Genomic DNA, 22,350 nt, shown 5'->3' on the forward strand with positions numbered 1-22,350 from the left:
CGGCATAGCCGATCCGCTGGTGATCAGTTTCCATGCTCCAGCGCGCGTTTGACCGCTGCCTCGGCCAACGGCGCCATCACCGCATAGCCCTTCGCCGTGGGATGCACGCCATCCTCGGCCAGCTGCGGATCGAGCCCTCCGGCGGCATTGGCCATCGGCGTGTAGTAGTCCAGATAGACCAGCTGCTGTGCATCGGCATAGCGCTTCAATGCCGCGTTCAATGCGCGCACCTTGGGCGCAGGTGCCGTGCCCGGCAGCCACGGGTAATCGCTGACCGGCAGCACCGATGCCAGCACCACGGCGATGCCATGTGCACGCGCCAGGTCCACCATCGCGTGCAGGTTGTCCTCGATCATCGCCTGCGTGGACGGGCCGGTGTTGCCGGCAATGTCGTTGGTGCCGGCCAGGATCACCACCACCTGTGGCTTCAGTGCCAGCACGTCCTGCGGGAAGCGCACCAGCATCTGCGCCGTGGTCTGGCCACTGATGCCACGGTTGAGCCAGCCCTTGCCGGGGAAGAATCCAGCGCTGCCTTCCGCACCCCAGCCTTCGGTGATCGAGTCGCCGAAGAACACCACGCGCGGCTGGCCCGGCACTGCCGCAGGCAGTTGCGCGTTGGCATCACGATAGCGCTGCAGCTCCGGAAAATCGGCCAGGCGCTGCTGCATGAAACGAACCTCGTCGGGGCGCAACTGGTCGATGGGCGTCTGCAGCAGCGGATTGACTGCGACGGCTTCGGCGGCACCCAGCGGAGAAGCCAACGCGAGGCCCAACGTCACGACGGTTGCAGCGGCAAGCTCAACAGGTCCACGCATGCGGGTACTCCTGAAATCATCTTGCGCAGTCTAACGCCCTGCCCTGTGCTCAGCGTGCAGCCGTACGCGCCGCCACACCGGTCACCTTCGCCGGCATCCACATGCCCGGCGTCCAGCCGCTGGCGGCCAGGATCGTTTTCGGGTTGTCCTGCTGGATCAGCGCACGCACCGCATCACGCTTGTCCTTGGCCTGCAGGTAATAGGCCTTGGCGATGCGGTAACCCACCCAGTACCCCAGGTCGTAGGGTTCCTGCGAGCCAGGCTTGTAGTTGTACAGCCACGGCGACAGATCGGTGCTGTCCAGATCCAGCGCGAACGCGCTTTCGATATGCACTTCCCGGCCACGGGTCCAGGCCGCGTGACGCCCATTGCCGACGTTGCCGGAAATCAGCTCGGTGATGAATTCGGCGATGCCCTCGCCCAGCGAAACACGCAGCACTGTCGCGCGCGGGTCACCCGGCTCGAAGTCGATCAGGCCGGTTTGCTGGATGTGCACGTATTCGTGTGCGATCACATGCACGAAGCGATCCTGCACATTGGAATTCATGAAGTCGGCCGCGCACAGCGCTTCCAGACCAACGATCACGCCGCTTTTCGAGGTCAGCCCGACCGGCCGGCCGCGGCCCACCGCGATGGTCACCGGTGGGAACCGGGTCTGCGGGTAGATCGCCTGCAGGTTGGAAAACACCTGCGTCAGGCGTTGCTTCACCGCGGGCAGTTCGGCCAGGCAGTTTCGTCCCTGTGCATACAGCTCGGGCTGGCTGGCGATGGACTCGGCAATGCGTTCGGGAGTGACCCGGCGCGACTTGGCCAGTTCGGCCAGGCCGGCCGACCCCTCGGCCAGGTATCCACGCAGCTGCGCAACGCTGGGTTTACCGCCGGCGCTGTCATAAAGTGCATAGAAACGGCTGACATCCTCGGTGAGGATCTGCGGCCCTGCCGGTACCGCTGCGGTGGCCACGCCTACCGCCCCGGCACAGGCCAGGGCCAACAGGCCGCGCAGGATCATGAACATCGCTCCGTCCTTGGTGGAGTGCATGCGAAGCGCGCAATCTATCACTCCGCCCGGCCCACTGCAGCAGGCGGATGCGGGCGCACCGGCGCTGTGCCAGACTCGCTTCGGCACCTGCCATGGAAGATGGAGCACCGCACGATGATGATCGTTCCCGCGTACTGGGCCGAAGCCCGCCTGCAGGCCCGTTTCCGTGGCCGGCCGGTGGTCGTGCGCCGCTTCGGCTGGTCCGACGAAGGCCCTGCCGAGGCGCAGGTGCACGCCGACCGCCGCGCCAACGAAGCCCTCAATGCCATCCTCGCCGGGCAGGCGCTTCCGCGACGCGAAGTGCGCAGCAACTACGGCGTGGAGGGCGTGCCGATCCGCGAGCAGATCGTGCAGCGCGACGGCGACGTCATCATTACACGCAACAGCTACGGTGCGCTGTGCCTGAACACCCCGGACGTGCTGTTCGCCGACATCGATCATGCGCAGCCACCTGCCGGTTGCGTGATGCCTGCAATCATCGCCGCAGTGCTGCTGTTCGCTGGCGCCGTCATCGGCACTCTGCTGTGGCACTGGCTGGTGGGACTGGTGCTGGGGGTGGCAGCGGTGCTGCTGGTCAACACGGCGATGCTGATGCAGCGCAAGCGGCGCCTGGCCGCGGCCGGTGGCGCCGAAGGCGTAGCCCTGCAGCGGGTCTCGGCCTTCAGCGAACAGCATCCGGACTGGCATCTGCGTACGTACCGCACGCCGGCTGGATTGCGCGTGCTGGCCATGCATGCCACGTTCCTGCCCGAAGACGAGCAGCTGCAGGCGTTCTTCAGAACGCTGGGCGCCGACACCCTGTACGCGCGCATGTGCCGGCTGCAGCACTGCTTCCGTGCGCGCCTGACACCAAAGCCGTGGCGCGTTGGCCTGAGGTACCGCATCCGTCCGCCGGTGGCCGCGTGGTCAGCCGAGCAGGCCAACAACCCGGATCGCCTGGCCTGGATTGCCGAGTACGAAAAGAAGAGTGCCGGCTTCGCCGCGTGCGCCTACCTGCGCAGTTTCGGTGATACCACGCGCATCCATGCCAAGGCCGAGCACGTGCGCGAACTGCACGACCGGTTGGCGCATGCGCAGGACCGCCTGCCGCTGGCGTGAGCTCGGGTGCTCAATCAGCGCTCTGCACGAACGGCTGCCCTGCCAGGGTAGTGCCCAGCCGCACCGCAATCTGCTGTTCACCCTTCTCGAAGGTCGTCGCGCACTGCTTCCCGCCCTTCTGGCACCCCACTTCCGGAAAGCCCTCCAGCGATTCCGGCGCGCCCTGCGCCGGCTTCACCTGCCATCCCGCAGCATCCAGCAGGCGCTTGGCCTTGGCGTAGGGCATGCCGGCGATGATCCCCAGCTGCGCCAGCTCGGTGGGCAGCGACTGGGCATGGGCGTTTGAAACCAGGACCAACGACAACGTTGCAGCAAGAAGGATGGCTTTCATTGCACCGACCCGGGACGAACTCACAGGGTCAGCCTAGCCCATCTGCGTGGCACGCGAATGTGCCGGTAACACGTCGTTACCGAGTCTCCACAGTTGATTGCAGAGCACGTGCGGCTGGTTACAGCCGAGCGTGGGCTCGGCGCTACAGCAGGATGCAGGAAGGCCACCCGGAGGTGGCCTTCCTGTTCTTTCACTTGGCGTTCTTCACGTAGGTGTCGAACCAGTTAAGCATTTCCGCCACCAGCTGCTCGTTCGATTCCAGCGCGGTGTACCAGTGCGGCTCGTTCGGCAGCATCACCAGGCGGGTGGTACCACCGTTGCCGCGGATCGCCTGGTACAGCTTGCGAGACTGGAACGGCTCGGTGCCCGGGTTGGCGTCGTCCTCGCCGTGGACCAGCAGCAGCGGCAGCTTGATCTTGTCGGCATAGAAGAACGGCGAGGCCTTCAGGTACACGTCCTGCGCCTGCCACACCGAGCGACGCTCGTTCTGGAAGCCGAACGGGGTGAAAGTCTTGTTGTACGAACCGCTGGTCGCCACGCCGGCCTTGAACAGCTTGGTGTGCGCGATCAGGTTGGCGGTCATCAGGCCGCCGTGGCTATGACCGGTCACGCCGATGCGGTTGCGGTCGACCACGCCCATGTCCACGGCCTTGTCCACCGCCGCCTTGGCGTCGGCTTCCAGCTGCTCCAGGTAGGTGTCGTAGGCGCTCTTCGGGTCACCCACGATCGGGAACGAGGCGTTGTCGATGATCGCGTAGCCGGCCAGCAGCATCAGGCGGTACGGCTGCAGACGGGTGAAGGTCTGCTGCGAACCGGACACCTGGCCGGCCTGCGCGGCATTGGCGAAGTCGGCCGGGTACGCATACAGGATCGCCGGTACGCGCTGGCCTTCCTTGTAGCCCGGCGGCGTGTACAGGGTGAACGACAGGTCCACGCCGTCGGCACGCTTGTAGGTCACCAGCTGCTTCTTGATCTGGCGCACTTCCGGGGTCGGGTCGACCAGCTTGGTCAGCGCGGTCGCGGTGGACGCGAACTGCGCCTCGCCGGTCTTCGCATCAGCCACTGCCTCACCCTGCTGCCGGATGAAGGCGTTCGGGGGATCGATCACCGACTGGTGCCAGGTCAGGTAGCGCCCCGGCGTGCTGCTGAAACCGAGGAACTGTTCGTAGGCGTCGGCACTGCTGCGGAACAGACGCTCGCTCTTCAGGGTGCCCAGGTCCAGGCGGTCCAGGAACGGACGGTCGCCTTGCGGCGACGCGCCACGGCCGCTGAGGAACACATGGTTGCCCTCACGGCGCACCACCTGCGCGCCATTCGGCAGGCGGGTAAAGACCAGGTTGCCGGGGTTGCCATACAGCTCGTCGCTGGACATGTCCCACAGCAGGCGGCCTTCCTTCTTCGGCTGGTCCACATCGACGATGCGGGTCTGCATCCAGTGGCGGTTCTCGTCGTTCTCGTACTGGAACGCCAAGGCCGGATCGGCGGTCCACGCGAAGCCCTCAAATCGCTGCGCGGTACGGGTGATTTCGGTCGGCTTGCCGTTGAACGGGGCCTTCAGCATCAGCACGCGGTCGCGGTGCGGCACGTTGACCTTCCAGTCGCCCTTGTCCAGTGCCTCGGCATAGACCAGGGTGGCTGGATCGGTGGCACGCCAGTCGAAGCCACGCGGGCCTTCCGGCACGCCATGCACCGGTACGCGATCGGCCAGCGGCAGGCTGGCAATCGGCGTGGATTTGCCGCTGGCGATGTCCAGCACGGCCACGTCGTTGGCGAAGCGCTGGTAGGTCACCGCATGCGAGTACGGCGCCTTGATCGATTCGGTCAGCACGTGCACGCCATCGGGTGCGGCGCTGACTTCGTTGAACAGCGCCGGCTGCCCGACCGGACGCACGCTGTTGGCGGCGGTATCGACCACGGCCAGCTGCGAGGCACCGTAATAAGCGAACAGCTTCTCGTCATGCACGCTGGTCAGCGTGTCGCGGGCCTCGTAGGTGCTGCTCTCGCCACTGCTGCCCAGCGACTCCTGTGCATCCGGGCCGGTCGGTACGCCGCCGTTGGAAGGTGCCGGGCCCTGGTTGGCCGGTACGAGTTTCACCAGCAGGTTCTGGCTGCCGCCCAGCCACTGCACGGTGTAGCCGAAGATCGGGTTCAGCTGCACATTCGGCACCTGCTTCACCTGCCCGGTGGCCGCATCGCCCACCCACAGCTGCACGCTGGTATCAACCGCATTCTGGAAGGCGAAATGGCTGCCATCGGCCGACCACAGCGCGCCGGTGGCGCAGCCCTGCGGCAGGTTGACCTTGGTTTCCTTGCCGCTGCCGATGTCGACCAGGGTGAAGTCGGCCACGCAGGCCGGAATGCCGTAGCCACCGGGCGTGTCATGGCGGCTGCGGTTCTTCGGCTCCAGGCGCACGCCGGCCAGCTTCAGGTACGGCTGGGCGACGCGGCTGATCGACGGGTAGGTTTGCGCGGTGGTCAGCAGCAGGCGCTGGCCGCCCGGGGCCACGTTCGGCGCCGGCGGCGGCGGTGCCTTCAACACCTTGAGCAGCTGTTCCGGCGGCTTCGCGTAATCGGCAAGCGCCGGGCCAGCGGCCAGCAGGCCGACGGTGGCAACGGCAACCGCCGCTGCCAGAGAGGTTCGACGGATGAGCATCCTTATCCCCTGGGGTGTGAATGGGCGCCCGGAATCGGGCATGGACCCGAATCTAGCACCGCAGGGGTTGTCGTGAATGGGCCGGAAGGACTAGTGGCCGGATGGGGCAAAGTGCGGCTCCGGGAGGTGCCGGGGAACTGCCGGCACCTGCCAGGCATGGCCTGGCACTACTGCTGCGCGTGCAGGTCCCAGGTGGCCAGGTAGTCGGGGTCGACCACGATCATGCCGCTGGTGCGCATGCGGTACTCGCCGGGCTCGGCCGGTTGGTACTGGTCCAGCATCGGTGGCAGGTAGCGCTCGTGGCCATCATTCTCGTCGGCCAGCACCACGCCCTCGTCGGCGCTGATGCGCAGCACCGTGCCGGCGTACTGCTCCAGCCCCTTTACCTGACCGTCGCCACCATAGCGGGTAACCCCGACCAATACGACCTTGCCGATCATTTCTTCCGCCTTGGCATCGTCCAAGGTCGGCAGAATGGGAGTGAATTCGTCGCTCATCGGTGCACCTCCGTAGCCTGCAGGACATCGTGGATGAGGTTTCCGCTTCGCAGTGCGCGTCGCTGGCAGCCGAGCAGGTACCCAGCCTGGAGCCTCTGCATCGAGAGTGCCAGTACGCCCATGAACCCAAGGGTTCCTGCAGCAGGATGCTGCCATCGCAGGCGGAAGGGACAGGTGAAGGCCGAAATCGGTCCCCGCCGGTCAGAGGGTTGCGCCTGCACCCACGCTAGAATGCACGCATGCGCACCGTACATGCCCTCCGCTACATCACGCCCTTGCGGGAAGGTGGCTCCCTGCCGGCCGTGGTCGAGACCGACGACGACGGCATGGCCGTGCTGAAGTTCCGTGGCGCCGGCCAGGGCCCGAAAGCGTTGATCGCCGAGCTGATCGCCGGCGAGATGGCACGCACGCTGGGCCTGCCGATTCCGGAAATCCTGTTCGTCGAGCTGGACCGCGAGTTCGCCCGCACCGAGCCCGACCCGGAAATCCAGGAGCTGATCCGCGCCAGCGAGGGCCTGAACCTGGGCCTGGACTATCTGCCCGGCGCGATCAATTACGATCCGGCGGCAATGCCGGTGGATCCAGACCTCGCCTCGCGCATCGTCTGGTTCGATGCGTTCACCAGCAATGTCGATCGCACCACGCGCAACCCGAACCTGATGGTGTGGCATCGAAAGCTGTACCTGATCGATCACGGTGCGGCCATGTACTTCCATCACGACTGGGCCAACGCCGGCGATGCGTGCGAAAAGCCGTTCGTGCTGATCCGCGACCATGTGCTGCTGTCGTTCGCCAGTCGCATCGCCGAGGTGGATGCCGAGCTGGCCGCGCGCCTGACCGATGCCGAGATCGAACGCATCGTCGGCCTGGTGCCGGACAGCTGGCTGGTCAACGAGCCGGCGTTCGACAGCCCCCAAGCCTACCGCCAGGGTTACATCGATTATCTCAAGCACCGCCTGAAAGTGCGTGCGGTGTTCGTGCAGGAGGCCATCCGTGCCCACGCTGCACACGTATGACTATGCGGTCATCCGCGTGGTACCGCGGGTGGAACGCGAGGAGTTCATCAACGTCGGGGTGATCGTCTCCTGCCCTGGCGCGCGCCATCTGGAAGCGGCCATCGAGATCGATCCTGCGCGCCTGCGTGCCTTCGCGCCGGCGTTGGACCAGGAGGCGCTGCAACCATGGCTGGATGCGATCGTGGCCATCTGCCGCGGCGACGCCAGCGCCGGGCCGATCGCGCAACTGCCCGCGCGTGCCCGCTTCCACTTCCTTACCGCCAAGCGCAGTTCGATCGTGCAGATGTCGAGCACGCATGTGGGCCGCACGGCGGACCCTGCGGGTGTGGTGGAACACTTGATGACGAAGATGGTGCGGGTGCCGGCACCTAACGCGTAGCGGCGACTGGTAGAGTCGACTGTTAGTCGATTAACGCACGCAGTGCGGGCTCTTCGGCGGCATTGATTAAGGCAGTCGACTAACAGTCGACTCTACCGGGTCGACTCTGCCCGGCCGACTCTGCCCGGTCGGTTCCATCACCAAGCGCGTTCGCCTGCCGACTCAAGCTCGCTCAACGGCCAGCGGCACCATCCGTACGGATGGTCACCGATCTGCGCGGCAAGACCGGCTCGAACTGGATTTGCCAGAATGTAGCAAGCGTGCCTGTGCAGCGACGCGTCACTGCGGATCGCATGATCGTGATAACCCGCCTGCCAGATTGCACCCTGGCTCCCTCGCCGCCGGTTGATTAGAAAGCTGCTGCGCGCCTTGAAGCGCTGCACGCAGTAGCCCAGCGAATGGCCACGTAGTTGAGCCAGCCAGTGGATGTGATCCGGCATGATCACCCAGGCAAACGATGCAGTCAGGCCTTCCCGATCCATCGATCCGAGGAGCTGCATGGCAAGGTCGGCATTGGCAGGGCTATCGAAAACACGATGGCGGTTCCGGCACACCATGGTGATGGTGTAGACGTTGCCGACTATGGATCGGCGGCCGGCAAGCAGTTGAGGGCTGGGCATGAGTTCGAGAATGCCCGCCAGGATGGATGCTCGACATCGGTTCACTGCCAACGTCAGGATCAGGGATCATCTCGATGCAGCGTCCGGGGATGTGGAGTCGGCTCTACCCGGCCGGTTTTACCACGTCGGCCTATCTGGGCAACGCAAACGCCATCACGTAATCGCCGTTCGGGGTTTCCATGAAATGGTGGCCGCCGGCCATGATCACCACGTACTGGCGCCCGCCCTGCTCGTACACCATCGGATTGGCCTGGCCGCCGGCAGGCAGCTTGGCGTGCCAAAGCTCCTTGCCGGTCTTCAGGTCGATGGCGCGCAGCAGGTCATCGGTGGCGGCGGCGATGAAGATCAGGCCGCTGGCGGTCACTACCGAACCGCCGTTGTTCGGCGTGCCGATCTCGATCGGCAGGCCGGAACGGATGCCGAACGGTCCGTTGCCGCGCGCACTGCCAAACGGACGGTCCCACAGCAGTTTGCCGGTGCGCAGGTCGATGGCACGGATACCGCCATAGGGCGGCTGCTTGCACAGCAGGCCAGTGAACGGCAGCCGCCAGCCGGCGTTGACCTGGATGGCGTAGGGCGTACCCACCTGCGGGTCGCCCGCGCCTTCGGCACCGCCCTTCTCGAACCAGACCTTCTCGCGCGGCAGCCAGCCCAGCCGGTCGGCCTCCGCGCGTGGCACCAGCCGGTTGTAGTTGGGCATGTCGTTGTAGTTGGCCACGATCACGCCGCGGCGCGTATCGATGGACACGCTGCCCCAGTCCGAGCCGCCGTTGTAGCCGGGGTACTCGATGGAATGTCGCTCGCTGCTCGGCGGCGTGTAGAACCCTTCGTAGTACGCCTTGCGGAACTGGATGCGGCAGACCAGCTGGTCAATCGGGGTGATGCCCCACATGTCACGCTCGGTCAGGTCATGTTCGCGGCGCAGCGTGTGGTACAGCGAAAACAGCTGGGTGGGAGAACGCTGCTCGGGTTCGACGCCGCCGACCGGCACCTTGCGCTCTTCGGCGGCAGTCAGGAGCTGGCCGTTGCGGCGATCGAGGATGTACATGTCACCTTGCTTGGTCGGCAGCAGGATCGCCGGCACCTTGCCCGCCGCCGTCGGGTAGTCGATCAGGCTGGCCTGCGAACCCAGGTCGTAGTCCCACACATCCTTGCGCACCGCCTGGAAATGCCAGACCGGCTTGCCGGTGGCCACGTCGATCGCCACCAGCGAGGTCGCGTAGCGGTTCTGGTTCTCCGTGCGCGAGCCACTCCAGTAATCGCCCGCGGCATTGCCCAGCGGCAGGTAGACCAGGCCCAGCGCCTCATCACCGGTGGCGGTGGTCCACATGTTGGGCGTGCCCCGCGTGTAGGTCTGCTCGCGCGGCGGCAGACCGCTGCGCTCGGGCTGGTCCATGTCCCACGCCCAGCGCAGCTTGCCGGTGATGGCGTCGTACGCCTGGATCACGCCCGACGGCGCATCGCGGCGCTGCCCGTCCAGCACCTGGTGGCCGGTCACGATCACGCCGCGCACGATGGCCGGCGGCGAGTTGATCGACACGTAGCCCGGTGGCACCTCGCCCATGCCCAGGGTGATGTCGACCTGGCCGTTGTTGCCGAAGTTGGCGCAGGGGCGGCCGCTGTCCGCGTCCACCGCGATGATGCGACCGTCCAGCGTGCCTTCGATGATGCGCGCCCAGCACGCCGGTCGACTGCCCGGTGCAGCGCTGCGGGTGACGCTGGGAGGCGGTTCCGGCAACGCCAGATCAGCGGCAACATCGGCCAATGCCGCGTCGGCAAGGGTCGGCGTGCTGGGATGTTCGTAATAACTCACACCACGACAGGCAGCGGTATAGGGAATCGAGGCATCCTTCACCTTTGGATCGAACCGCCACAGTTCCTTGCCGCTGCCAGCATCAAGCGCGATCAGGCGGTTGCGCGCGGTGCACAGGTACAGCCGATCGCCGATCTTCAGCGGCGTGGTTTCCGCGCCCCAGCGCTTCTTCGGCATATCGCCGGTACGGAACTGCCAGGCCGGCTGCAGCGTGGCCACATTGGCCGGGGTGATCTGCTGCAGTGGCGAATAGCGGGTACCCGCATTGCTGCGGCCCCACGCCGGCCAGTCGCCCTCGGCGGGCTGGTCAGCCGGCTGCAGGCCCGTGGTATCGCGCGTAGGTTCCAGTCCGGCGCTGACCGCGCCTTCCGGGAACGGCTGATGCCCATCCACTTCACCATGCGGCGCGAAAGCCAGGCCGAAGGCGGCCACGAACACCAGCATCAGCACGCCCGCCACGCTGCGCGACAGGCGTTTTGAAACCGGCTCGCGCAGTGTCGGCGCCAGCAGCGCCAGCACGATGCCGAGCGCAGTCACCAGCCCGAGCCGCGGTACCCAGCGCCAGTAGTCGCTGCCCGATTCCCACCAGGTCCATAGCAGCGTGCCGACGAACACCAGCGCATACAGCAGCGCGCCGCTGCGGCGGTTGCCGAACAACAGGATTCCGCTGGCCAGCAGGCCGAGCCCGGCGATGGCGTAGTACGCCGAGCCACCCAGGCTGAGCAGCCACCCACCGAGGCCACCGATGACCAGGCCGAGCACGACCAGCAGCAGCGACAGCACGGTGACGAGGGGATGCCGGGAGGCGCGGACGGGAGCAGGAGCGGACTGCGGCGTGGCGGACATCGTCGATCTCCGGGGGCAGCATGCGCCGTTATCCCACCGCCTGCGTGAAGCGCGCGCGTATGCGTGGCACCCGGATACGACGACGCCGGCACAGGGCCGGCGTCGTCGGGTACCTCAGGCTCGCGGCAGGATCACTCCTGCGCGGCGTCCTCGCTGCTGGCAGCAGCCGGTGCGCCGTCGGTCGTGGCCGGGGCGGCGGCAGCCACCTCGTCCTCGTCCTCGTCGATCGAGGCATCCATGCGCTCCACCGCCTGCAGCTTCTCGTCCTTGGAGAGGCGGATCAGGGTCACGCCCTGCGTGTTGCGGCCGACGCGGCTGATTTCCGAGCCACGCGTACGCACCAGGGTGCCACCATCGGAGATCAGCAGGACTTCGTCGCTGGAGCCCATCAGCACCGCGGCGACCAGCTTGCCATTGCGCTCGGTGGTCTGGATGCCGATCACGCCCTGGGTGCCACGGCCCTTGCGCGGATAGTCCGGCAGCGGGGTGCGCTTGCCATAGCCGTTCTCGGTGGCGGTCAGGATGTACTGAACGCTGGCGTCGTCGGCGCCTTCGATCACCGCATCGCCATTGCCGACGGCTTCCTCGACACCGCTGTCGTCCTCGTTCTCGTCCTCGATGCCACCGGCACTTTCGGCCACGATCAGGCTGACCACTTCCTCGCCGGCCGGCATCTTGATGCCCCGCACGCCGGTGGCGGTACGGCCCATCGAGCGGACCTTGTCCTCGCCGAAGCGCACGGTCTTGCCGTTGGAAGCGAACAGCAGGATGTCGCGCTGGCCGTCGGTCAGGCCGACGCCGACCAGCGCGTCGCCCTCGTCCAGGTTGATCGCGATCTTGCCGCGCGCCAGACGGAAGGCGAACTCACCCAGCGGGGTCTTCTTGACCGTACCGTTCTTGGTGGCGAAGAACACGAACTGGCCATCGGCGTAATCGCGCACCGGCAGTACGGCCTGCACGCGTTCACCCGGTTCCAGCGGGATCCAGTTGATGATCGGACGGCCGCGGGCGTTGGAGCCCGCTTCCGGCAGCTGGTAGACCGGCAGCCAGAACACCTTGCCCGAACTGGTGAAGGTCAGCAGCGTGTCATGCGTGTTGACCAGCCACAGCTGCTCGATGAAATCCTCTTCCTTGGTCGCCGCCGCACTACGGCCACGACCACCACGGCGCTGCGCGCGGTACACGCTCACCGGCTGGCGCTTCACGTAACCGGCATGCGACACGGTGACCACCACGTCTTCCGGCGCGATCAGGTCGAGGATGTCCAGGTCTTCTTCGCTGTGGCGGATCTCGGTACGACGCTCGTCGCCGAATTCGGCCTTCACACTGACCAGCTCTTCGCGGATCACCTGCAGCAGGCGGTCGGGATCTTCCAGGATGTGGATCAGCCCGGCGATCACTTCCAGCAGCTGCTTGTACTCATCGGTCAGGCGGTCCTGCTCCAGCCCGGTCAGGCGGTGCAGGCGCATTTCCAGGATCTGGGTGGCCTGGATCTCGGTCAGCTGGTAGCCGCCCTCGATCAGGCCCACGCCCTTGGGCAGGTCTTCCGGGCGCGAGGCTTCGGCGCCGGCGGCACCCAGCATCGCACCGACCAGGCCCGGCTCCCACACGCGGGCCAGCATGCGCTCGCGTGCTTCGTTCGGGTTCGGCGAGGTCTTGATCAGTTCGATCATCTCGTCGATGTTGGCCAGCGCGACGGTCAGGCCTTCCAGCACGTGGGCACGGGCGCGCGCCTTGCGCAGCTCGAACACGGTACGGCGGGTGACCACTTCGCGACGGTGGCGGACGAACGCCTCCAGCATCTGCTTGAGGTTCATCAACTGCGGGCGGCCATCGACCAGCGCCACCATGTTGATGCCGAACACCGATTCCATCTGCGTCTGCTGGTACAGGTTGTTCAGCACAACCTCGGCAGATTCACCGCGCTTGATCTCGATGTAGATGCGCATGCCGTCCTTGTCGGACTCATCGCGCAGCTCGCTGATGCCTTCGATCTTCTTTTCCTTGACCAGCTCGGCGATCTTCTCGATCAGACGCGCCTTGTTCACCTGGTAAGGAATTTCAGTGACGATGATCGATTCGCGGCCGTTGTCGGCCACTTCGATATCGGCCTTGGCACGGATGCGCACGCGGCCACGGCCGGTGCGGTAGCCGGCGACGATGCCGGCGGTGCCGTTGATGATGCCGGCGGTCGGGAAATCCGGGCCCGGGATGTACTCCATCAGGCCGTCAACGTCGATTTCCGGGTTGTCGATCAGCGCGATGCAGGCGTTGATCGATTCGCTCAGGTTGTGCGGCGGGATGTTGGTCGCCATGCCCACCGCGATACCGGCCGAACCGTTGACCAGCAGGTTCGGGAACCGGGTCGGCATGACCGTCGGCTCCAGTTCCTTCTCGTCGTAGTTGGGCTGGAAATCGACGGTTTCCTTGTCGATGTCCGCCATCAGCTCATGCGCCAGACGCGACATGCGCGCTTCGGTGTATCGCATTGCCGCGGCGGAGTCGCCATCGATGGAGCCGAAGTTACCCTGGCCATCGACCAGCATGTAACGCAGCGAGAACGGCTGTGCCAGGCGCACTAGCGTGTCGTATACCGACTGATCGCCATGCGGGTGGTACTTACCGATGACGTCACCGACGATACGCGCCGACTTGAAGTAGGGCTTGTTGCTGTGCGCGTTGAGTTCATTCATCGCGAACAGCACGCGGCGATGCACCGGCTTGAGGCCGTCGCGCGCATCCGGGAGCGCGCGGCCCACGATCACGCTCATGGCGTAATCGAGGTAGCTCTTGCGCATCTCGTCTTCCAGGTTGACCTGGATGATTTCCTTGGCGGTTTCTGCCATTCGGGTTCCGTTGTCTGGTAGCGGTCCAGTCCGGCGCAGCCCCCTGCGGGAGGGGGTCGTGCCGGAACCTCGATTCAACCTGCGGATATTACCACAACAGGCCGTTTTCCGCCTCCCTTTACGGGTATTTTACCTGCACAAATCAGGAACTTAGGGGGTTGCCGGCCCGCGGCCGGCACCACCGGGGGGCGGAGGTCACGCGGCCCCTCCCCGCGCGTCAGCCGCCGAAGGCGGCGCGCATGTTCTCCGGGGTCGGGTTCAGGATCACGCCGCGCTCGGTCACGATGGCATCGATCAGCTCACCCGGGGTGACGTCGAATACCGGGTTCCAGGCAGCGATGCCCTCTGCCACCGTGCGGGTGCCGCCCACGCCGTACAGCTCGCCCGGATCGCGCTGCTCGATCTCGATCTGGCTGCCGTCCACGGTCTCCATGTCCACCGTCGAGGACGGCGCCACGACCATGAACTTCACGCCGTGATGGCGGGCGGCGATGGCCAGCTGGTAGGTCCCGATCTTGTTGGCGGTATCGCCGTTGGCGCAGATGCGGTCGGCACCGACGATCACCCACTGCACAGCACCGGTCTTCATCAGGTGCGAGGCGGCCGAATCGGCGATCAGCGTGGCGTCAATGCCATCCTGCTGCAGCTCCCACACGGTCAGGCGCGCGCCCTGCAGCCACGGACGGGTCTCGCCAGCGAACACGCGGGCAATGCGGTGCTGGGCCATGCCGGCGCGGATCACGCCCAGCGCGGTGCCGAAGCCGGCGGTGGCCAGTGAGCCGGTGTTGCAGTGGGTCAGCACGCCGCTGCCGGCTTCGATCAGGCCTGCGCCCAGCGCGCCCATGTGGCGATTGGCGGCCAGGTCTTCCTCCGCGATGGCCTGCGCTTCGGCCTCCAGCTTCGCCTTCCAGTCAGCACCGGCGGCATTCAGGCAACGGCGCATGCGCGCCAGCGCCCAGGCCAGATTGACGGCGGTCGGACGCGAAGCGTTCAGACGCTGCAGCGCCGGTTCCAGCTGCTGCAGCGCGTGCGCACCGTCTGCGGCCTGCACGTCACGTGCGGCCAGCACCACGCCCCAGGCGGCGGCGATGCCGATGGCCGGCGCACCGCGCACGGTCAACGCGTGGATGGCCGCAGCCACGTCGTCGCTGTCATGGCAGACCACATGCTCGACCACGAACGGCAGCTTGCGCTGGTCCAGCAGTTGCAGGGCATCGCCGGTCCACAGGATCGGACGGATATGGTCGTAACGGGCGTAGTCGATGTCGGAGGCAGTGTTCATGGGCCCATTGTAGGGCCACGCCCCCCGGGGTTGGAGCTCGCCCGGCTCAATTCACCGAGAACTCGGCGCGGCAGCCACCGTCCACCCAGATGCCGTTGCGGCTCCAGCCCCAGGTACTGCCTTCCTCGCACGGCGTGCTGGACAGCTGCTCGGAGACGGCGGCACCGACCGAGATGCTGGCGCCGCAGAAACGGCGCTTCTTCGACTTCGATTCACAGGTCAGCCGGCGTGGTACGTCAACGAATCGGCCGTCCTCGTCAGCCACTTCGAAATCCCCCTGGCAACCGCGGCTGGTCCAGACTTCATTGCGCTTGTAGCCCCAGCCCTGCCCTTCGCGGCATGGCAGCGCCGACAGTTGGCGCAGCAGGCGTACTGGCGCGCCATCCAGGCGCACCGGGCAGCTCTGCGGGCGACCATTGGATTCACAACGCACCACGCGACGGACCAGGCGCTTGCCCTCGCTGGCTACCGGCGCGGCACCCGCAGCGCGGCGTGCGCGGAACTCGGCGCGGCAGCCCAGCGTGACCCACACGCCACTGCGGTCGGTACCCCATTCGCTGCCACGGATGCAGCTACTGTTGGAAAGCTGGCGCACCAGGTCGACGCCGTTGCTGACATCGATATCGCAATGCACCCAGCCCATGTCGCGTGATTCGCAGGTCACCACTTCACCGTCGTAGCCGGCCTGCTGGGCAGATGCCGATGACGGCAGCCAGGCACCCCAGAGCGCGATGGAGTAAACCGGTGCAGCGACAACCGCAAACCACTTGACCAAAGCCTTCCCCCAGCAGGAATGGATGAACTGCGTGCCAGTGTCCGGCATCTGCCGTGATAAAAGCATCATCCTGCTTACCGAAGCAAGCGCGGAATCGCGGAATTCCGTTCAGTCTTTGACGTTCAGGAACGCACGTCGCTCATGCGTGGGCAAAGTCGTAGGCCAGCACGTCGGCAATGCGCGTCGTGCGGTTCATCGCCATCAGGAGGCGATCGACCCCCACCGCCACGCCCGCGCACGCCGGCATCGATGGCAGCGCGGCCAGCAGCGCCTCGTCCAGCGCCGGCTGCACCTGGCCACGTTCATGTCGTCGCTGCAGGTCACGCTGGAAGCGCGCGCGCTGCTCGTGGGCGTCGTTCAGTTCGTGATAGCCGTTGGCCAGCTCCACCGCGCCCAGGTACAACTCGAAACGCTCGGCCAGGGGTGGTGTACCGGCACGGATGCGCGCAAGCGCCGCCTGGCTGGACGGCCAGTCATGGACCACGGTCATGACGGTGTCATCAAACTGCGGCTGGATGCGATGGGTCATCAACAGGTCCAGCCAGTCGTCGCGGGTCAAACCGACCGGATCGATGTGCACATCACCCAGCGCGGCCCGCAATGCAGCCTCATCGGCCTCGAACGGGTCCACACCCACGTACTGCCGGAACAGCTCGCGGTAGCTCAGCACGCGCAGCGTCGCACTGCGCCCGACCAGCGCCAGCGCCTGGGCAACCAGCTCGGCGGTCTCCTGCACCAGGCGATGATGATCCCAGCCAACCCGGTACCACTCCAGCATGGTGAACTCCGGGTTGTGGCGGCCGCCCGCCTCGCCATTGCGGAACACCCGGCCCAGTTCGTAACAGTCACCCACGCCCGCCGCCAACAGGCGCTTGAGCGGATACTCCGGCGAGGTGCGAAGCCAGCGGCGGCGTCCGCCGGCATCGACATGGCCGGTGAAATCGGTATGGAAGCTGTCGATGTTCGGCTCGGTGTTGCCGGCCACCGACAGGATCGGCGTTTCCACTTCCAGCACATCGCGTTCGGCGAAGAAGCGGCGGACCAGCGCATTGAGCGCGGCGCGCTGCTGCAGCGCGCGCAGCAGGGCCTCGCTCACAGGATGCCCTCCGGGCGCGGGTGGTCCAGCGGCAGGGTCAGCAGATCGCGGGTGTCATCGATGTAACCGCTCGCCAGATAGAGGCGACGGGCCAGCTCGTTGTGGTGGTTCACTTCCAGGCGCAGGCGGCTTACGCCGCGGCCCCGTGCCCGCTGTTCGCAGATGGCCAGCGCCTGCTTGCCGCGGCCGCGACCACGCGCACGATGGCTCAGGTACAGCTCGTCCAGCAGCATGAAGTGGCCGCCCTGCTCCAGGCTGAAGCCCATCGCGATCACTGCGTAACCGACCACCTCGCCCGCCTCGTCCAGCCACAACAGCACTTCGCCGTTGCGTGGGTCGGCCAGCAGCGCATCCACGCCGCGACGCACGCGCGCGTCGTCGAAGTCGATCCTGTCTTCGGCATAGAACTCGCGCATCAACGCGATCAACAGTTCTTCGTCGGCACGGGTGGCCAGGCGGAAATCCAGTGGGGCAGTCTGCATCGGTATTCCTTTGTGCTTCATGCCGGGTGCCGGGCACCCGGCGGCGTCATCATTCGTGTTCGGCAAGATAGGCCAGCAGGCGGTCCTCATCCCACACCGGCACGCCCAGCGACTGTGCCTTGTCCAGCTTGGAGCCGGCCTCGGTACCGGCCACCACGAAGCTGGTCTTCTTCGACACACTGCCGGAGACCTTGGCACCCAGCGCTTCCAGGCGTTCCTTGGCGGCATCGCGGGTGAGCTGGGCCAGGGTGCCGGTCAGCACCACGGTCTGCCCATCCAGCGGACCCGCCACGATCTCGGCCAGCGCCGGCGCCTTGGCCAGGATCTCCCGCATCGCGTTCTCGGCGGCCAACAGCATCGCACCGTGGCCATCAGCGTCCAGCCATTCGGCCAGACCGCGCGCGGTGTCATCGGGCAGACCGGCGTTGACGAACTGGCCATGCTCGGCATCGAGCACCGCCTGTGCGCCGGGAAGCGCAGCCACCAGCTTTTCGGCGCGCAGGCGGGTGATGCCTGGGATCTCCGACTCGACCAGCAACTGCGCCAGATCCAGCCCTTCGCGCAGCTTGGCACTGGGCGCATGCACATCGGCGATGCGCACCTGGCCGACCTGCAGCAGGTCATCGATGGCCTGCTGGTTGCCCTGCTGCTCGAAGAAGTGGCCAAGCGAACGCGCCACTTCGCCACCGATGTCCGGCACACGCTTGAACAACGGCCACGGCAGGTGGCGGATCAGCTCCAGGTCACCGAACCACTGCGCCAGCGCCTTGGCCGTGCTCTCGCCCACATGCTCGATGCCGAGCGCGAACAGCAGGCGCTCCAGCGTGGCCGCACGACTGGCGTCGATCGCTGCGATCAGGTTGTCGGCCCACTTGGTGGCGATCTTCTTCGTGTTCCATTCGAAGCTGGCCGGCTGCGCCAGCGCCTGCGCGCGCCAGCCCGGATCGTTGCCGTCCAGCTTGAGCACCGCATTGAGCACCGCACCACTGCCCTCGGCGGGAAGGTGCAGCTTCAGCGCCGCTGCCAGCGCCGACGGCTCCTCGGCGTCCAGCACCAGCTTCAAGTGCAGCAGCGTATCGCGGCTGAGCCGGTACAGGTCGGCCACGCTCTTGACGATGCCCGCGTCGACCAGGGTTTCGATGTACTTGTCGCCGAGACCGTCGATGTCCATGGCACGGCGCGAAGCGAAATGGGCAATGGCTTCCTTGCGCTGCGCCGGGCAGGACAGTTCGCCCGAACAACGCCACGCCGCCGCCCCCTCCTCACGCACGATCTCCGAGCCGCACACCGGGCAGCGCGTCGGCATCTGCCACGGCGTGGTGCCCTGCGGGCGGCGGTCGAGAATGACGCTGACCACCTCGGGAATCACGTCGCCAGCGCGGCGCACGATCACGCTGTCGCCAACGCGCACATCGAGGCGCGCGATCTGGTCGGCGTTGTGCAGGGTGGCGTTGGACACGATCACGCCAGCCACAGCCACCGGCGCCAGTCGCGCGACCGGCGTGGCAGCACCGGTGCGGCCGATCTGGATCTCGATCGCCTCCACCGTGGTGCTCTGTTCCTGCGCAGGGAACTTGTGCGCGATGGCCCAGCGCGGCGCACGGGAGACGAAGCCCATCGCCTGCTGACCCGCCCGGTCATCCAGCTTGTAGACCACGCCATCGATATCAAACGGCAGGCCGTCGCGGCGTTCACCGATAGTGCGGTAGTAACCGAGCAGGCCGTCGGTGCCCTCCACCACTTTGCACAGCTCACTGACCGGGAAGCCCCAGGCGCCGAGCTGGGCCAGGGTGCCCGAATGGGTGTCCGGCAGCTCGCCGCCCTGCACTTCGCCGGTGCCGTAGGCGAAGAAACTCAGCCTGCGCTGCGCACTGATCTTCGGGTCGAGCTGGCGCAGCGAACCGGCCGCCGCGTTGCGCGGATTGGCCAGCACCTTGCCGCCCTGCAGGCGCGCACGTTCGTTGTAGGCCTCGAAGTCGGCGCGGGCCATGTAGACCTCGCCGCGCACCTCCAGCACGTCCGGCCAGTCCTTGCCGTGCAGGCGCTTGGGAATGTCACCGATTTCGCGCAGGTTGGCGGTCACGTCCTCGCCGGTACTGCCATCGCCACGGGTCGCGCCAAGCACGAAATGACCATCCTCGTAGCGCAGGCTGATCGCCAGGCCGTCCATCTTCGGCTCGGCCGAGAACCGCAGGCTGCGACGCCCCAGGCGCTCATCGATGCGACGCACGAAATCGGCCACTTCCTCGTCGCTGAAGGCATTGGACAGCGACAACATCGGTACCGCGTGGCGCACTTCCGGGAAGCGGCCAGAGGGGCGCGCACCGACCTGCTGGGTCGGGCTGTCGGCACGGGCCAGTTCCGGGTGCTCGCGCTCCAGCGCTTCCAGCTCGCGCACCATCCGGTCGTAGTCGACGTCGGGGATCTCCGGCGCGTCCAGCTCGTGGTAGGCGCGGTTGGCCTGGGCGATCTGCCGGCGAAGGTCTTCGGCGCGTTCGGCGGGGCTGGGGCTCATCGGGATCCGGTGGTTCTGGGATGGCCGGGGATTCTACCGCGCCCAGCCGTCAGGCCCTGTAACGCCGCCGCCTTTGCAGCGTCGAGCGTGCTCGACGGGCACTCCCCGCTCCGGCAGGTGCCAACCTTCTCCCTCGTTCCGGCAGGTGCCAACCTTGGTTGGCACATCTGCATGGCTCGACGCCACAAAAAGCAGCTTGCCGCCCACCCTCACCGGCGCTAGCGTGCGACGGTCTGCCCTTCGGAATCCTGCCCGTGCCCCTGCCCGCTTCCCGTCGACGCTTCCTGCAACTGGCCGGTGCCGGCCTCGCCGTCGCCGGCAGCGGGCTGCCGCAACTCGGCCATGCCCAACCCGCGACTGCCGCCGCCCCCGCCCCCGCCGAGGGCGCGGTACTGCTGAACTTCAACGAATGCCCCTACGGCCCCTCGGCCGCAGCCCAGCAGGCGGCACGCGACAGCATCGCCGGTTGCGGCCGCTACCGTTTCGCACTGGCCGGTCAGGTGCGCGACGCCTTCATCGAACAGGCCCACATTCCGGCTGATCACGTGCGGCTTTATCCGGGCTCCAGCGAACCGCTGAACCGAGCCGCCGTGCTGTGGACCGGCCCGCAGGCGGGACTGGTAGTCGCCGACCCGACGTTCGAGACGCTGGGCGAGGTCGCCGCCGCACACGGCGCATACGTGCAGAAGGTGCCGCTGCGCAACGATGGCGCACATGACCTGCGCGCGATGGTGGCCGCCGCACACGCGCGCTCGACCGGCCTGCTGTATGTGTGCAACCCGAACAACCCGACCGGCTCGATCAGCCCGCCGGATGAGCTCGCCTGGCTGCTGGCCCACAAGCCTGCGTCCACCCGCGTACTGGTCGACGAGGCCTACCTGCAGTACAGCGAGCAGCCGAGCCTGATCGCGCAGGTGGCGCAGCGCGATGACCTGATCGTGTTGCGCACGTTCTCCAAACTGTATGGCATGGCCGGCCTGCGCCTGGGCGTGGCGGCCGCGCATCCCGACCGCCTGCGCGAACTGGCCAGCCTGGGCGACAACCCGCTACCCGTGCCAGCACTGGCCGCGGCACTGGCCAGCCTGCAGGATCCTCAGTTGATCGCGCAGCGGCGCCTGCAGAATGCCAAGGTGCGGCAGGCCACCGTCGGGTGGCTGGGCAAGCGTGGTTTCAGCTGCGTGCCGTCGGAAGCGAACTGCTTCGTGGTGGATGTGCAGCGCGACGGTGCCGCCTTTGCCAAGGCCATGGCAGACAACGGCGTGATCATCGGCCGCAGCTGGCCGATCTGGCCACAGCGCGTGCGCGTGACCGTCGGCACCGAAGATGAAATGGCCGCGTTCCGCAGGGCATTTGCCAAGGTCGCCGGCGTACCGGCCTGACCCTGTTGGTGGGGGCGAACCTTGGTTCGCCCCATCCACGCATGGCGTGGATCTACTGTTATGGGTGCCGACCGTTGGTCGGCACACCATGGCGCTCACCAGCGCGGGGTCTTGGTCAGCGGCGGCGCCTGGTGCTGGCGATCATAGGCACGCAGTTCGTCACGGATGTGCGCGATGCGCTGCCGGCCGAGAGCGTTGCGGCTGTCGTCCAGCACCACGCCGTCGAGCAGCTCGGCCATGCGCTGCACGGTGGGCAGCATCTTCTCCCAGGCATCCAGCGCGGTCAGCGGCGCCGGCAGGGTCAGGAAGAAGGCGATGGCCGGGGTCTCCATGGCGCGGATGTTGGCCATGTCGAAGCTGCCCGGCTTCATGATGCTGGCCATCGAGAAGATCGGGCCGCGCTCGGGGTGGCCTTCCACCAGTCGGTGGAACACGTTCATGTGGCCGAACACCAGGCCGGTCTTCTCCGCCGCCACCACGATGTCTTCGCCACGCAGCTGTTCGCCGGCGCGAGCGGCCACGAACAGCGACACGATCTTGTCGAAGTCCTGGGTGGCGCGCTTGCCAAGGTCGCTGGCCGCGCCGGCGTCGGTGTCGGCCAGGCCAAGCTCGGCCTGCTCGCCTTCCGAGCCCATGCCCGGCTCTACGCGGCCATCGGCCACAGTGACGCCATCATCGCCCAGCACCGGCTCGCGACGCTCGCCGCCGGTCGGTTCCGCGCTTTCCACGCGACGCCCCTGGGGCTTCTTCTTCGGACGGCCAAACAGGAAGATCGCAGCGATCAACAGCAGGCCGGCGGCCAGGATGCCGATGCGCAACAGTGCCGTGTCGGACATTCGATAGGTTCTCCGGCTAGTTCATTCAGGTA

At 66.8% G+C, this 22,350-nt stretch carries 18 protein-coding genes; 4 read left to right on the top strand and 14 right to left on the bottom strand.

Annotated elements, in window-relative coordinates; translation table 11 throughout:
- Positions 1-23: 23 nt before the first annotated feature.
- Together AC5P99_RS04050 and AC5P99_RS04055 are read right to left on the bottom strand one after the other, a co-directional pair.
- The gene (locus AC5P99_RS04050; RefSeq protein WP_088436576.1) at positions 24-815 is read right to left on the bottom strand and encodes an SGNH/GDSL hydrolase family protein; all 792 of its coding nucleotides are present in this window, start codon (positions 813-815) and stop codon (positions 24-26) included.
- Between the two features lie 49 nt (positions 816-864).
- Positions 865-1,830 carry a DUF2268 domain-containing putative Zn-dependent protease gene (locus AC5P99_RS04055; protein WP_049449019.1) on the bottom strand — a complete coding sequence of 322 codons (966 nt, stop codon included), beginning with the start codon at positions 1,828-1,830 and terminating at the stop codon, positions 865-867.
- 138 nt (positions 1,831-1,968) lie between these two features.
- Between AC5P99_RS04055 and AC5P99_RS04060 the strand changes: the two genes are divergently transcribed.
- Positions 1,969-2,952 carry a hypothetical protein gene (locus AC5P99_RS04060; protein ID WP_049449105.1) on the top strand — a complete coding sequence of 328 codons (984 nt, stop codon included), beginning with the start codon at positions 1,969-1,971 and terminating at the stop codon, positions 2,950-2,952.
- A gap of 10 nt (positions 2,953-2,962) precedes the next feature.
- Here the strand turns inward: AC5P99_RS04060 and AC5P99_RS04065 are convergent, their stop codons facing one another.
- From AC5P99_RS04065 to AC5P99_RS04075, 3 genes are all read right to left on the bottom strand, one after another.
- Positions 2,963-3,283, bottom strand: a complete 321-nt coding sequence (locus AC5P99_RS04065; protein ID WP_049449017.1) for a hypothetical protein — start codon at positions 3,281-3,283, stop codon at positions 2,963-2,965.
- Between the two features lie 190 nt (positions 3,284-3,473).
- Entirely contained in the window at positions 3,474-5,936 is a 2,463-nt protein-coding gene (locus AC5P99_RS04070) for a S9 family peptidase (RefSeq protein WP_049449015.1), read from the bottom strand.
- Positions 5,937-6,103: 167 nt separating this feature from the next.
- The gene (locus AC5P99_RS04075; protein ID WP_005413891.1) at positions 6,104-6,433 is read right to left on the bottom strand and encodes a hypothetical protein; all 330 of its coding nucleotides are present in this window, start codon (positions 6,431-6,433) and stop codon (positions 6,104-6,106) included.
- 239 nt (positions 6,434-6,672) lie between these two features.
- On the opposite strand from AC5P99_RS04075, the gene AC5P99_RS04080 reads away from it, so the two are divergent.
- Both AC5P99_RS04080 and AC5P99_RS04085 read left to right on the top strand, forming a co-directional pair.
- A complete protein-coding gene (locus AC5P99_RS04080; RefSeq protein WP_049449013.1) occupies positions 6,673-7,449 on the top strand; it encodes a HipA family kinase in 777 nt (258 codons plus the stop codon).
- Positions 7,427-7,828: a DUF3037 domain-containing protein gene (locus tag AC5P99_RS04085; RefSeq protein WP_024957221.1), complete on the top strand. Its 402-nt coding sequence runs from the start codon at positions 7,427-7,429 to the stop codon at positions 7,826-7,828. The genes AC5P99_RS04080 and AC5P99_RS04085 overlap by 23 nt, the downstream gene beginning before the upstream one ends.
- A gap of 137 nt (positions 7,829-7,965) precedes the next feature.
- Here AC5P99_RS04085 and AC5P99_RS04090 read toward each other — a convergent pair whose 3' ends face one another.
- The 8 genes from AC5P99_RS04090 to ligA all read right to left on the bottom strand — a co-directional run bounded on the left by AC5P99_RS04090 (position 7,966) and on the right by ligA (position 20,109).
- The gene (locus AC5P99_RS04090) at positions 7,966-8,448 is read right to left on the bottom strand and encodes an REP-associated tyrosine transposase (protein ID WP_024957222.1); all 483 of its coding nucleotides are present in this window, start codon (positions 8,446-8,448) and stop codon (positions 7,966-7,968) included.
- 130 nt (positions 8,449-8,578) lie between these two features.
- Positions 8,579-11,107, bottom strand: coding sequence for a membrane-bound PQQ-dependent dehydrogenase, glucose/quinate/shikimate family (locus tag AC5P99_RS04095; RefSeq protein ID WP_495212914.1), 2,529 nt, complete (start codon positions 11,105-11,107; stop codon positions 8,579-8,581).
- A 131-nt stretch (positions 11,108-11,238) separates the two neighbouring features.
- The gene (gene gyrA, locus AC5P99_RS04100; protein ID WP_088436572.1) at positions 11,239-13,953 is read right to left on the bottom strand and encodes a DNA gyrase subunit A; all 2,715 of its coding nucleotides are present in this window, start codon (positions 13,951-13,953) and stop codon (positions 11,239-11,241) included.
- A gap of 217 nt (positions 13,954-14,170) precedes the next feature.
- Positions 14,171-15,235: an S-methyl-5-thioribose-1-phosphate isomerase gene (gene mtnA / locus AC5P99_RS04105; protein ID WP_049449007.1), complete on the bottom strand. Its 1,065-nt coding sequence runs from the start codon at positions 15,233-15,235 to the stop codon at positions 14,171-14,173.
- 46 nt (positions 15,236-15,281) lie between these two features.
- Entirely contained in the window at positions 15,282-16,010 is a 729-nt protein-coding gene (locus tag AC5P99_RS04110) for a DUF3011 domain-containing protein (protein ID WP_005413902.1), read from the bottom strand.
- Between the two features lie 139 nt (positions 16,011-16,149).
- Positions 16,150-17,106: an EF-P lysine aminoacylase EpmA gene (epmA, locus tag AC5P99_RS04115; protein ID WP_088436571.1), complete on the bottom strand. Its 957-nt coding sequence runs from the start codon at positions 17,104-17,106 to the stop codon at positions 16,150-16,152.
- Positions 17,103-17,588 carry a GNAT family N-acetyltransferase gene (locus AC5P99_RS04120; RefSeq protein ID WP_010480482.1) on the bottom strand — a complete coding sequence of 162 codons (486 nt, stop codon included), beginning with the start codon at positions 17,586-17,588 and terminating at the stop codon, positions 17,103-17,105. The genes epmA and AC5P99_RS04120 overlap by 4 nt, the downstream gene beginning before the upstream one ends.
- A 49-nt stretch (positions 17,589-17,637) precedes the next feature.
- A complete protein-coding gene (ligA, locus tag AC5P99_RS04125; protein WP_176414797.1) occupies positions 17,638-20,109 on the bottom strand; it encodes an NAD-dependent DNA ligase LigA in 2,472 nt (823 codons plus the stop codon).
- 248 nt (positions 20,110-20,357) lie between these two features.
- Here ligA and AC5P99_RS04130 point away from each other — a divergent pair, with 248 nt between their 5' ends.
- The gene (locus AC5P99_RS04130) at positions 20,358-21,482 is read left to right on the top strand and encodes a pyridoxal phosphate-dependent aminotransferase (protein ID WP_099605151.1); all 1,125 of its coding nucleotides are present in this window, start codon (positions 20,358-20,360) and stop codon (positions 21,480-21,482) included.
- A gap of 95 nt (positions 21,483-21,577) precedes the next feature.
- Here the strand turns inward: AC5P99_RS04130 and zipA are convergent, their stop codons facing one another.
- Positions 21,578-22,318: a cell division protein ZipA gene (zipA, locus tag AC5P99_RS04135; protein WP_005410225.1), complete on the bottom strand. Its 741-nt coding sequence runs from the start codon at positions 22,316-22,318 to the stop codon at positions 21,578-21,580.
- Between the last annotated feature and the right edge of the window lie 32 nt (positions 22,319-22,350).

The organism is Stenotrophomonas sp. YJH_SMC_80, from assembly GCF_059372495.1.